The sequence below is a fragment of the Enterobacter sp. J49 genome, assembly GCF_002148625.1.
Lineage (GTDB): Bacteria > Pseudomonadota > Gammaproteobacteria > Enterobacterales > Enterobacteriaceae > Enterobacter > Enterobacter ludwigii.
The window spans coordinates 684,045-695,724 of record NZ_MWPY01000037.1; the positions used below are offsets into that span (position 1 = coordinate 684,045).

Genomic DNA, 11,680 nt, shown 5'->3' on the forward strand with positions numbered 1-11,680 from the left:
TATCCTATGAAAAAGACACTACTTTCTCTCATCTTGCTGGCCTGCACGGGGAGTGCCCTGGCCGCACCACAGGTCATTACCGTCAGCCGTTTTGAAGTGGGTAAGGACAAATGGGCGTTTAATCGTGAAGAGGTGATGCTGACCTGCCGTCCGGGGCACGCCTTGTATGCGATTAACCCAAGCACGCTGGTGCAATACCCTTTAAATGATGTCGCAGAGCAGCAGGTCGCCAGCGGCAAAAGCAGTGGACAGCCAATCAGCGTTATTCAGATTGATGATCCCGCGCATCCAGGGCAGAAGATGAGCCTGGCACCGTTTATCGAGCGTGCAGACACGCTTTGTTAATCTTCGGGTATCCAATAAAAAACCGCAGATGCTTGCGAAAGCACTGCGGTTTTTCACTTTTAATGATGCTCATACGCTTTTTTTCCGGCCGCTTTAACTGAGGACTGGAAAACCTGGCGTCGTCATCTATTCTTAAAAGGCAAGGCGACTTAGCCTGCATTAATGCCAACTTTTAGCGCACGGCTCTCTCCCAAGAGCCATTTCCCTGGACCGAATACAGGAATCGTATTCGGTCTCTTTTTATCTATTATAAATTTCAGTCACTTACAGCGATCTGCCACCAAAGTACCCTAAAATTGTCCGAACTTGAATATTCGGTATTTCCCGTTATACCACACCGTTTTTAACATTCACAATTCATTTACACGCAAATTTAGGGATCATCACGCACTCTTTTATCCTGCATCCCATTGTGTCCATGCGACGACAATCAGTGCTGTTTGCCGCTTGAGTGTATGTCGGGACAATGGCAATCATGGAAGAACGCTTGCAAATTTGCTTACAGGAACTGGGGTAACGGAGAGGTGTAGCACACATATGCGCGGCCATTAACCGTCAACTGTTGCGGTGCTATATTTTTTATCCGGGAAAGACTACGTTAAGGACAACCGGGAAAGGAGAGGGGGCATGGCATCAATGTTGATATAACCACAACACCCCGTTATGTTTGCTGGAAAGATATGACGTGATTAAAGGATAAAGTCTTTAAACTTATCTTTATTGTCAACGAGATAGGCTGGGAATACGGGTTTTTCTAGCGCCTGCCTAATTAGCTTCCTGTCTCTTCCCCAAATATCTTCTGCATTTTTGAGTACTTTCATAATGTGTTCTGGATTATTGAAATCAGGAGTGTTGTATTCCTGATGAGAAATAGTCGCCATCTTCTCAGAAATGCGTTCAGGGGACATTACCCACGAGAAATGCCAGCCACCATTATCGATAGTTTTATTCTTTAATTTAAAAAAGTTCCATTTAAACCACGACCAATTTTTATTTTTACGGGCATGCTTTATATTCCTGAAAGATTCAGGTTCACCATCAAAATAATTTAATAAATTTTTATATGTTGTTGCTCTCGGTAACGTGCATTTTCGGGGAGTACCATTAGTATTAAATACTTGCATATTGAACTGATAATTATAAAAATTTTGATGGATAGTCGTGCACAGATGGCGTGGGTTAATCCTGTCGATCACTGCGGGATCAAAAATTTCGTCTACATCAGAAACAAGAATGATATCGTCAGGCTGTGCGTTTACAAGCCCTTGCATAATGCTATTGCGGTGGTGCGATTCTACAGCCCAGGGATCAACTTCCTTATCAGTGGTATATTTTGCACCTGGGATTTTTGTTGGGTCCGTATCGTTTACAACATAAATGATTTTATCGGCGAAACACGTGAACTTCTCGATGTCGAAATTGAGTTTCTTTGGTTTCCCGGTAAAAGTATATGTTGATTCAACAATAACGAATTTGTCAACGACATCCGAGAGTGTGTGTAGACGGATGTCTAACAACATATCTTCATCATAATATAAAAAACAATCATAAATCATCATCAAGTCCTTAATCTTTTGCACCGATATCGCGCATTTTTCCTGTCACTTTATTTAATTCGTTTTCATTTAAAACTAAATGAGCGGCCAAAAAACATCATGTGCATCCCCATTACGCGAGGTAACTCACCACCGGTGTATTTTCGCCAGTGATTGCTTCCTGCAAGCCCGGCAAACTTTGCCATTTGGGTACCCGTAAGACCGAGCGATGACTTGAGTAGAGCAAGGTCTTCCGGCGTAGGTGAGGCATAGTTTTCAATCAGAGGCATAACACACCTGTAAAAGCCGAACGGACATAGTTGGTATCTAAATATAAGAAAATTAGGGTGGAGACAGCAATTGCATTCGTAAATCAGTATGCAATTATAATCGTATCCTAACGAAATATCAGCAAAGTTTAGACACCTCAGTAATGAATAGCAACAGCATCTCTGTGACGATGATTGTACTACCTTTCGGGAGGTGAGACCCCGTGGCAAGAGGGCACGCTTTTCATACAACGGTAGTCCCTTCAGGGTTTTTCATCAACGAACCAAAACAGAAACGGGCTTAATGTTCAGTCCGCTATTGCAAAATATCTTTGCAACAGCGGCAGAGTGGAGAGTAAATCACATTGAAAAGCGGGGCAAATGAACTGGGAGGAAGGTCAATTTTATCCCACAGATCGTCTGTTCTGGCCGGACGTAACCTCAAGGATCACTTTTTACCTATAAAAAAAAACCCTTCGACCGAATCGACATCAATCGCCCGGCAAAACGGCATGCCCTTTTTGCCGGTTTTGTTAAATTTTTATGCAGAGTTGAAGAAAGCTCTCAGCGCGCTTAAAAGCGTGATTTCACCTCAGCCTCAATGCAGTCAAGCAGTTCAAAGCGACGGCGATATTCCGCCCGTTTTTTACTGGCGATATCTTCCAGGGATTTACGCTCCATCTGTAACGGCAGTTGCCAGCAGAAGGGGGAGATTTTCTTACCGTCCAGACTCGCCCAGAATTCGTCATAGCTGGCATGGAAATGACGGCCTTTGCTCAGGCGGTAACGCAGTGCGCGGAAAACGTGCCCCTCATCACCGACAGCAAAAATCGCCCGGACGGATGAATGTGCGGCCAGCTGGAAAACAACTTCCATCAGCAAGCGTTTTGGAAATAGGCCATGGCAGGCGCGGGTCGCCAGTTTAATGGCGTCATGCGAGACGTTGCGACGTGGCCCCTGAAGCCCACCAATCACCAGCACTCGCTGCCCGTTGCTGCGGGCGACGCTAAACGTCAGGCTTGCTAGCACGGTATTCTCGCTGTCGCGCAGCCACAGCGTGCTTTCACCTTCCCGCTCGGCTTTGCCGGCAGAGGAGGCACTCACGGTATACGTCGCGTCGTTTTTTGCCTGAAATTGCACTATCGTCTGCTCTTGCGGGCTGGTCAGCGCGTTGGCGAGGGTGATATTTTTCAGGCTATCGACCCAGTGATAATGGCTGATGATAGCGTCAGCCCGATCGCCGGCCGTCAGGCCACGCATCAGATACTGCCGATGGGTTTTACTCGGTAAGGTAATTTGAGAGGCCAGCAGACGGTCAAAATCATCACGTCCTGAGAGCGTTTCCAGCACGCGATGGGTGGAAGACCAGAACAGGAGCGAGCGCAGCAGGAACTTCAGACGATACTCGCGCTTCTGCCAGATTGGACCCGGAACGCGTTTTCCTTTCACCAGCTCGGAAATGATATTTGTGCGATGCGGATAGAACACATCGTTGTGCAGGTGCATATTAGACACGTTAAGACCTCTCGTTTAATTCATGCCTTATTCTAAAGAGTCAGCAAAAAGGGATTAATAGCGCGCGGATCTTTATTTCCATTTGGTTTACCGTTCGTTTGGCTTTGTGAATGCTGCGCGTGTCAGCTGCAATTTCTGCTGCGTCTATACTTAAGCAAGGAGGTTTTATGTATCAGCGAATCGATGGTGGGAAGTGGCGGCACGTCTGGGTTGTCAGCGACATACATGGTTGTTATCAGTGGCTCATGGATGAACTGAAACGCCGGCATTTTAATCCTTATGAGGATTTGCTTATTTCCGTAGGGGATGTAATTGATCGTGGCCCTGACAGTATTAAATGTTTACAGCTCATGAATGAAAAATGGTTTCGTGCAGTGCGGGGCAACCATGAACAAATGGCTATCGACAGCCTTGATAATAATGATTTTGCACTCTGGACAATGAATGGCGGAATTTGGTTTACCCGCCTTGAGCACACACAGCAGCAGCTGGCGCTGACGTTACTTAATGCGTGTCGGGAACTGCCGCACATTATCGAGATAACCTGTGCAAACGGTTTGAATGTGATTGCTCACGCTGACTATCCCGCTGCGGAATACCGCTGGCAAAAACCCGTAAGCGCCCAGCACGTACTATGGGATCGCGACCGGCTGATGGGGTTTATGGTCGGGAAAGGGCAGGGGATCGGCGGTGCGGACCATTTCTGGTTCGGACATACGCCACTTGACCGGCGGTATGATTTTAATAACCTGCACTACATTGATACTGGCGCCGTTTTCGATGGTTACTTTACGCTGGCGCAGCTTCAGTAATAAATAACCCGCCTTCGGGCGGGTTCTCTTTAGGTCAGGCAAGACGCATGACCCAGGCATCGGATTGACTATCGTAATGCTCACGGTAAAGGACTGAGTGTTCGCCATCAAGTATTGCCGGTACGCTGGTATCGGCATCCCAGGCATCCAGTTGCATGCACAAATCCGGATCGGATTTGCAGGGAATACTTAACGTTCGTTCGCCCTGTGCTTCGCCGCGCAATTCTGCGTCGTCGATTTCGAAAGCGCCAATACGCACGCTGGTTTTCGTCATATTGCTCTCCGGGTGTGTTATCAAAATCTGGTATGACCAGTATGGGCATCCATTTTTGATCGTAGACAAGGAGAGCAAAATCGCCAGTAAAAAAATGCGCTTTTTTCAGCCGGTGCGATCGTTACCGGTAAACAATCGCCCATCACGAACCAGCTCTCGCGGATAGCTGTTTTTCAGTCGTGAGCCTACCTTTTTCGCCAGCCCTAACGGATAACCCTGATAGGTCACCACCACTTCATCATGCGATGGCGTGTTGTCCGGATATACATCACGGCCCCGGTACCACTCTTCGGCTTCCTGGTGCGTCAGGGCGAACGTATTCTCGCTGCCGGCGAGGGCGATAACCGCCTCATGCTGCCAGCGATAGCCTTTATTGTGCACTTCCGCGAGGCGGATCCCGATGCGGGAAAAACGTACCTTGCCGATAAGCGGCTCAATATTTGCCGGGAAAAGCCAAATCTCTTTATCGCGAATCCAAAGATGGCATGTGTCATCCCAGGCAAGCCCGACCTTAGCGGCGGCGGTAGTGACTTGCTCCGCCTCACGCCTTTTCATGGGGGCGAAGGGGAAATTGCCGACCTTAAACGTCGGGGCTGGCAGTGGCTCAACCGCCTGCGTTTTACGCAACCGTGCGACAAAAAAACCTTCGCAGTCATAAATCTGGGGGAAAACGTGCAGAAATCCTTCAGGCGTGACGGCTTCATTGGCTGAAGCGAACAAGCCGTTTAACGGCAGGAACTCGACGGCATCAGGGTATTGCGCCTTGAGCCACAGACAGACGTCCTCGTTCTCGTCACGGTTTAAGGTGCAGGTCGAATAAACCAATGTGCCACCGGGACGCAGGGCATGGAAGGCGCTGTCGATCAGCTCGCGCTGGGTGGCGGCAATCTCAAGGTTACTCTCCACAGACCAGTTTTTTAACGCATCAGGATCTTTACGCACCACCCCTTCGCCGGAGCAGGGCGCGTCCAGCAGGATGGCATCAAACGCTTCTGGCAGGGCTGCGCCAAATACGCGGCCATCGAAGTGCGTCAGGGCAACGTTATGGATCCCGCAGCGGCTGATGTTAGCGTGCAGAACTTTAACGCGACTGGCTGAAAACTCGTTGGCGAGAATGGCCCCGCGATTCCCCATCCTGGCGGCAATCTGCGTGGTTTTGGAGCCCGGCGCGGCAGCGACATCCATGACGCGTTCTGGCGCATTTTCATCCGTAAACAGGGCGGCAACCGGCAGCATCGAGCTGGCTTCCTGGATATAAAACAGACCACTCAGATGTTCTGCGGTACTGCCCAATGGCAACGACGCTTCGTCATCCCGTTCAATCCAAAAACCCTCTGCACACCACGGTACTGGCGTCAGTTGCCAGTTATACGGCGAGACCAGCGCCAGAAAATCGGCGACGCTTATTTTCAGCGTGTTGACGCGAATACTCCGGCGCAACGGCCGCTGACAGGCGGCGATAAAATCGTCTAACGAGAGGTGAGAAGGAAGCGCCTCGCGCATCTGCGCCAGGAATTGTTCAGGAAGAAATACGGAGTTTTGAGCCACGTGCACACCACAGGGAAAAGTTCAGGGGCGCAGTGTAACATAAAGGCTCCGGTGCGTTGACACCGGAGCCCTGAGATTAACGCGGCAGGGCAGTGCCCCATTCACGCCACTCTTTCGGCTCGCTTTCGAGCAGCAGGAAGTGTTTGCCCGGTTGCGCTTTCGGCGCCAGCGGCGTCCCCGGTGGTGTAGAGAAAGCAATACCGCCACGAATGAACTGGTTGAAGGTGCCGGTTTTCACCACCCCTCCCGTCAGACCGAAGTCCAGTGAATAGCCGGAGGCCAGCCAGAACACCGAGTTATTACGCACCAGGTGCTGGTAACGATCGCTGATGCGTAATGCCACCATCACGCGGTCAGAGAGCGTACCGAGCGTCAGGCCCGTCACTGTACCCACTTCAATCCCACGGAACAGCACCGGTGTGCCGATGTTCAGCGAGCCTGCTTCCGGCACTTCCACCACAATGCTCAGGCCATCCAGATAGCGAGAGTCAGTGATCGTGGCTTCCTGCAGTTCAAAGTCACGGCGAGCATTCCCCTTACCGGGTTCGACGTTGATATAAGGCTGCAGGATAGTGTCGAGGTGCTCAACGCCAGCGGCCGAAATCTGTGGCGTCACCACCGAGAAGCGGGAGCCTGAGCGGGCGAAGGTTTGAACATATTCCGGGTAGAGCACGGCGGTGGCCTGCACCTCGTTACGCGCGGTGATAAGCGTCAGCTTCTGGATCTGCCCGATATCAATACCCAGATAACGGATAGGCATCCCTTCCGCCAGCTTCCCTGCATCAAAAGCATGCAGGGTAATCTGTCCGCCAACGGCACGGGCAGCGGTTTCAGACGGGAAGAGAATACGCTTATCGCCTTTACGCAGGTTTGCACCCGCACCGCTGAGGTTATCGAAGCTGATCGCTCCGCGCAGCGCACGTGAAAGCGGGGAGGCCTGCACGGTCAGCCCGTTACCGTTAAGCTGCACTTTCGCACCACCTTCGGCCCAGAACACGCTATTCGGGGTCAGCAACTTGCGATACTCCGGTTTGATATGCAGTTCGATATCAAACGCGTCCGCATGAGGGCGTACGGCAATCACTTCCCCGACCTCAAACTTACGGTACAGCACAACGGAGCCAGCCTGGACATCAGGAAGCGTCTCGGCGCTTAGCGTCAGTGTCGTGGTTGGGAGATCGCTCATGCTGTTTTCAATCGCTTTGTCCAGGTTGGCATACAGCGGATAACTGTCGCGCACCGGGCCTTTATTGCCCGGTAAAATGCGGATCCCGCCGTTAACCCATTCGCTGGCGCTGGCACCGAGGAACTCGACGCCGTCGAGGCCAACCTTCACGTCGACGCGGCTGTTCACCACAAATTTACTGTCGCCATGCACGAGGTCGCTGTATTGCGGATCGATAGCCACCGAGAAGCTCACGCCGTTTTCAGAGAGCGTACGCTCCAGCACCTGGCCCACCTGGACGCCATGCAGAATCAGAGGCTGGCCGGCTTCGATACCGTAACTTTCAGGCGCGGTCAGTTTCACCGTTACGACGCCCGGTTTTTGCAGCAGCGCTTTATCTGCTGGCGCAACAACGAAACTGTTGCTGGGTTGACCTTCACCGGGGATCAGTTCAAACGTATTGCCGGTCAGAAGATTGCTCAGGCTGGTATCGTTCAGAGACAGTTTTGGGCTGCGCATCTCGATACGCGTTTTTTCACGCAGGAGATCAACTACGCTCGGGTCGACGGTCATCTCACCGGTCACGGAACCGCCTGGATTGAGCGTCATTTTGGTGAGCTGCCCAACCTGCAATCCCTGATACATAAGCGGTGTGGAACCCGCTTTCAGCCCTTTAGCATCGGGCAGGGCGAGTTTGACGATCACGCCGCGCTGGCTGTGCGCCAGGTCAGCATACAATCCGAAGGTATCATCTGCCGTGGCCGGGCTGGAGTTTTCCGGAGAGTCGAAGGCAACGGCGCCGTTGACCAGTGCGGCCAGGCTCTCGAGCTTCACTTTGGCACCGCTCAGGCTGAGGTCAGCATCCACGCCGGAGACGTTCCAGAAACGGCTGCCTTTTTTCACCAGGTTAGTGAAGCGGCGATCGATTAACACATCAATCGTCACGCCCTGTTTATTCGGGTTGATGGCGTAATCATAAACGCGACCTACCGGAATTTTACGGTAATAAACCAGTGAGCCACTGTTGAGGGAACCCAAATCCGGTGCCTGCAGATGGATCATCAGATCGCCGTTATTCAGTCGGTATTTTGGTTGGGTATCCAGCGCAACAAAGTGATCCTGCGGTTCACCTTTACCCGGCATCATGCCGATGTAGTTACCGCCAACCAGTGCATCCAGCCCTGAAACACCCGCCAGAGAGGCCTTAGGCGTTACCAGCCAGAACTGCGTTTCGCTGCGCAGCGCATCCTGCATATCGGACTTAATGCTGGCGCGGACCTGAATTTTATTCAGCCCTTTTCCCAGGCTGATGTCCTGAACGGTACCTACCTCAACCCCCTGGAAGCGGACAGGGGTTCGCCCGGCCACAATGCCGTCGGCAGACTGGAAGTCAATGGTGATGGTGCTTCCGCGATCTTCATAGCTCGTCCAGATAAGCCAGCCTGCAATCATCAGGGCGATGACAGGCAGCAACCAGAATGGAGAAATGCGGCGTTTTGTTTTAATTCTCGCTTCAGTCGGCGAAGCGGGCGTTTCCTGACTCATGTGCATCCCAAAGTAAGCGGCTATCCAGCCATTCCACAGCAAGAATAGTCAATATCACCGCGGAGCCGAAATAAAAAGCTGCGGGTCCCATTGTAAAAGCCAATAACTGGTCGCGATTGATCAGCGACATCATCAACGAAATCACGAACAGATCCAACATCGACCAGCGGCCAATCCAGGTGACGAATCGCAAAAGCAGAATTCGGGTACGTAAACCTTGCTCACATTTGAGGTGAATACTCAGGAGCAGGGTAAACATCACCACCACTTTGGTAAACGGCACCAGAATACTGGCGATAAACACAATTGCCGCCACCCCCACGTTGCTGTGGGCGAGGGAGATGATCCCGGAGAGGATGGTATCCTCCTGGCGCCCACCATTCACGTAAATGATGGAAATCGGCAGCATATTGGCCGGGATCAAAAAGACCAGCGAGGCAATCAGCGCGGCCCAGCATTTTTGCAGACTGTTGTTGCGCCGCAGTCTCAGGGGAATATGACACCGCGGGCAACGGCCACGTGGGTCGGGCAAGCCAGTATAGTGACACCCCAGACAGACCCGGAGACTTTCATCCGGTCGCGTGGCCGGGCGCTGAGGGTAAAAGCGCTCCCAGAGCTGTTCGACGTTCAGATGAATGAGTGTGAGGATGCTGAGCAAGACGAGGCAAATAAATGCAAAGAGTCCGACCCCGGGCTGCAAGAACGCATAGTCCTGCACTTTTATGGACGCCACGCCGACGCCCACCAGGTAGATATCCAGCATGACCCACTCTTTCAGTTTGTCCAGCATCAGCAACACGGGGCGGAGATTCATCCCCAGAATGTTACCAAACCAAAGATAGGCAATGGCGGCGACCAGCACCAGCGGCGCGCCGACCGTACAGAAAAGCACCATGGCGGCAGTGAGCGGGTCGCCCTGGCGCGTCATCTGCCAGATCCCCTGCAGTACGTTGGCATCAATACGCACACCAAGCAGGTACAGCTTCAGCAACGGTTCGCCCCAGGCAAACGGCATAAGAAGCAGCATGGTGATGGCCATCGCGGCGAGACGGGTCAGCGACCAGTCGCGGCCGTCGCGAATTTTAGCGTCGCAGCGGGGGCAAAAAGCACTTTCATGCGATTTCATCTTCGGCAACATAAAAAGCGTATCGCACTGCGGGCAACGCTGATAATGTGCACGAGGCAAAGCTTCGCTTACCGTATGGACAGTTATCTTTTTTGTCGGCGTAATTTTGGTTGTTTTTAAGGCCATCAGCTGCGCACAAATAAGTATTGTTGAACGTTATATTAACTCATGAACGGATTCATCTTGAGCATGAGCGCATTTAATGCTTATTTTAATAGGCTATGCGGTAATTTTGTAAGACAACTAAGTGATTGAATAATGAACAAAACAGAATTCTACGCGGATCTTAACCGCGATTTTAAGGCATTGATGGCGGGTGAGACCAGCTTCTTAGCCACTCTGGCAAATACTAGCGCATTGCTGTTTGAACGGCTATCAGACGTTAACTGGGCCGGCTTTTACCTTCTGGAAGGTGAAACGCTGGTGCTTGGCCCGTTCCAGGGGAAAATTGCCTGCGTGCGTATTCCCGTAGGACGCGGCGTTTGTGGTACAGCGGTCGCGACTAATCAGGTACAGCGCGTCGAAGACGTCCATGCGTTTGACGGACACATTGCCTGTGACGCAGCCAGTAATTCTGAAATCGTTCTGCCTCTGGTGGTAAAAAATCAGATTATTGGCGTTCTGGATATCGACAGCACGGTCTTCAGTCGCTTCACAACCGAGGACGAACAAGGGCTGCGCGAGCTGGTGGCGAACCTCGAAAACGTTCTCGCCGCAACCGATTATCAAAAATTCTTTGCGAGCGTAGCAGGATAATCAACGGATAACGTAGCATTTACTGATAGCGTCATTATAATGACGCCTGTTCATGCCTGCGCTTGTTGGCAACGTCCGTTGTAATCAGGAAATTTCATGGAAAATCAACCTAAGTTGAATAGCAGTAAAGAAGTTATCGCATTTCTGGCCGAGCGTTTCCCACAGTGCTTCAGTGCTGAAGGTGAAGCTCGTCCCCTGAAAGTCGGTATTTTTCAGGATCTGGTGGCACGCGTTGAGGGGGAAATGAACCTCAGCAAAACTCAGCTTCGTTCCGCCTTACGTCTTTATACTTCGAGCTGGCGTTACCTGTACGGTATCAAAGCGGGTGCGACGCGTGTTGATCTTGACGGCAACCCTTGTGGTGAGCTGGACGAGCAGCACGTTGAGCACGCACGTAAACAGCTGGAAGAAGCCAAAGCACGCGTTCAGGCACAACGTGCAGAACAGCAAGCGAAAAAACGCGAAGCCGCAGCGGCAAACGGCCAGGAAGAAGCGCCTCGTCGTGAGCGTAAACCACGCCCAGCGCCGCGTCGTAACGATAATAACGATCGCAAACCGCGTGCTGACAAACCAGCAGCTAAAGCCCCGCGCGCGCCTCGTGAAGAGCCGCGCCATACGCCGGTTTCTGACATTAACGCCCTGAGCGTGGGTCAGGCACTGAAGGTGAAAGCGGGTAACAATGCAATGGACGCCACCGTACTGGAAATCACCAAAGATGGCGTTCGTGTACAGCTGACTTCTGGTATGTCAATGATTGTACGCGCAGAACACTTGTTGTTCTGAAACGGAG

11 protein-coding genes are annotated in these 11,680 nt (G+C 51.7%); 4 read left to right on the forward strand and 7 right to left on the reverse strand.

Annotated features, from left to right (window positions below):
* Positions 1-6 precede the first annotated feature (6 nt).
* Entirely contained in the window at positions 7-345 is a 339-nt protein-coding gene (locus BJP35_RS21530) for a YebY family protein (protein ID WP_014170622.1), read from the forward strand.
* 689 nt (positions 346-1,034) lie between these two features.
* Here BJP35_RS21530 and BJP35_RS21535 read toward each other — a convergent pair.
* The 3 genes from BJP35_RS21535 to BJP35_RS21545 all read right to left on the reverse strand — a co-directional run bounded on the left by BJP35_RS21535 (position 1,035) and on the right by BJP35_RS21545 (position 3,664).
* Positions 1,035-1,901 carry a benzoate transporter gene (locus BJP35_RS21535; RefSeq protein WP_041162981.1) on the reverse strand — a complete coding sequence of 289 codons (867 nt, stop codon included), beginning with the start codon at positions 1,899-1,901 and terminating at the stop codon, positions 1,035-1,037.
* A gap of 65 nt (positions 1,902-1,966) precedes the next feature.
* Complete coding sequence (locus tag BJP35_RS21540; protein ID WP_237765318.1) at positions 1,967-2,170, reverse strand: hypothetical protein; 204 nt, start codon at positions 2,168-2,170, stop codon at positions 1,967-1,969.
* Between the two features lie 552 nt (positions 2,171-2,722).
* Complete coding sequence (locus tag BJP35_RS21545; protein WP_047744840.1) at positions 2,723-3,664, reverse strand: VirK/YbjX family protein; 942 nt, start codon at positions 3,662-3,664, stop codon at positions 2,723-2,725.
* 167 nt (positions 3,665-3,831) lie between these two features.
* Between BJP35_RS21545 and pphA the strand changes: the two genes are divergently transcribed.
* Entirely contained in the window at positions 3,832-4,476 is a 645-nt protein-coding gene (gene pphA, locus BJP35_RS21550; RefSeq protein WP_020883411.1) for a protein-serine/threonine phosphatase, read from the forward strand.
* Positions 4,477-4,510: 34 nt separating this feature from the next.
* On the opposite strand, the gene BJP35_RS21555 is transcribed toward pphA, so the two are convergent.
* From BJP35_RS21555 to yebS, 4 genes are all read right to left on the reverse strand, one after another.
* Complete coding sequence (locus tag BJP35_RS21555; protein ID WP_020883412.1) at positions 4,511-4,750, reverse strand: YebV family protein; 240 nt, start codon at positions 4,748-4,750, stop codon at positions 4,511-4,513.
* A 105-nt stretch (positions 4,751-4,855) separates the two neighbouring features.
* Entirely contained in the window at positions 4,856-6,298 is a 1,443-nt protein-coding gene (rsmF, locus tag BJP35_RS21560) for a 16S rRNA (cytosine(1407)-C(5))-methyltransferase RsmF (protein WP_086463553.1), read from the reverse strand.
* Between the two features lie 76 nt (positions 6,299-6,374).
* Positions 6,375-9,008: a PqiB family protein gene (locus BJP35_RS21565; protein WP_179193677.1), complete on the reverse strand. Its 2,634-nt coding sequence runs from the start codon at positions 9,006-9,008 to the stop codon at positions 6,375-6,377.
* The gene (gene yebS, locus BJP35_RS21570; protein ID WP_047744838.1) at positions 8,977-10,260 is read right to left on the reverse strand and encodes a membrane integrity lipid transport subunit YebS; all 1,284 of its coding nucleotides are present in this window, start codon (positions 10,258-10,260) and stop codon (positions 8,977-8,979) included. Before yebS ends, BJP35_RS21565 begins: the two co-directional genes overlap by 32 nt.
* A 132-nt stretch (positions 10,261-10,392) precedes the next feature.
* On the opposite strand from yebS, the gene BJP35_RS21575 reads away from it, so the two are divergent.
* Both BJP35_RS21575 and proQ read left to right on the forward strand, forming a co-directional pair.
* Positions 10,393-10,890, forward strand: a complete 498-nt coding sequence (locus BJP35_RS21575) for a GAF domain-containing protein (RefSeq protein ID WP_014170613.1) — start codon at positions 10,393-10,395, stop codon at positions 10,888-10,890.
* Between the two features lie 96 nt (positions 10,891-10,986).
* A complete protein-coding gene (proQ, locus tag BJP35_RS21580; protein WP_014170612.1) occupies positions 10,987-11,673 on the forward strand; it encodes an RNA chaperone ProQ in 687 nt (228 codons plus the stop codon).
* Positions 11,674-11,680 lie beyond the last annotated feature (7 nt).

Bases quoted from the DNA above. Each gene is read 5' to 3' on its own strand.
- BJP35_RS21530 (WP_014170622.1), top strand. From the start codon at position 7: ATGAAAAAGACACTACTTTCTCTCATCTTGCTGGCCTGCACGGGGAGT.
- BJP35_RS21535 (WP_041162981.1), bottom strand. From the start codon at position 1,901: ATGATTTATGATTGTTTTTTATATTATGATGAAGATATGTTGTTAGAC.
- BJP35_RS21540 (WP_237765318.1), bottom strand. From the start codon at position 2,170: ATGCCTCTGATTGAAAACTATGCCTCACCTACGCCGGAAGACCTTGCT.
- pphA (WP_020883411.1), top strand. From the start codon at position 3,832: ATGTATCAGCGAATCGATGGTGGGAAGTGGCGGCACGTCTGGGTTGTC.
- BJP35_RS21555 (WP_020883412.1), bottom strand. From the start codon at position 4,750: ATGACGAAAACCAGCGTGCGTATTGGCGCTTTCGAAATCGACGACGCA.
- BJP35_RS21565 (WP_179193677.1), bottom strand. From the start codon at position 9,008: ATGAGTCAGGAAACGCCCGCTTCGCCGACTGAAGCGAGAATTAAAACA.
- yebS (WP_047744838.1), bottom strand. From the start codon at position 10,260: ATGGCCTTAAAAACAACCAAAATTACGCCGACAAAAAAGATAACTGTC.
- BJP35_RS21575 (WP_014170613.1), top strand. From the start codon at position 10,393: ATGAACAAAACAGAATTCTACGCGGATCTTAACCGCGATTTTAAGGCA.
- proQ (WP_014170612.1), top strand. From the start codon at position 10,987: ATGGAAAATCAACCTAAGTTGAATAGCAGTAAAGAAGTTATCGCATTT.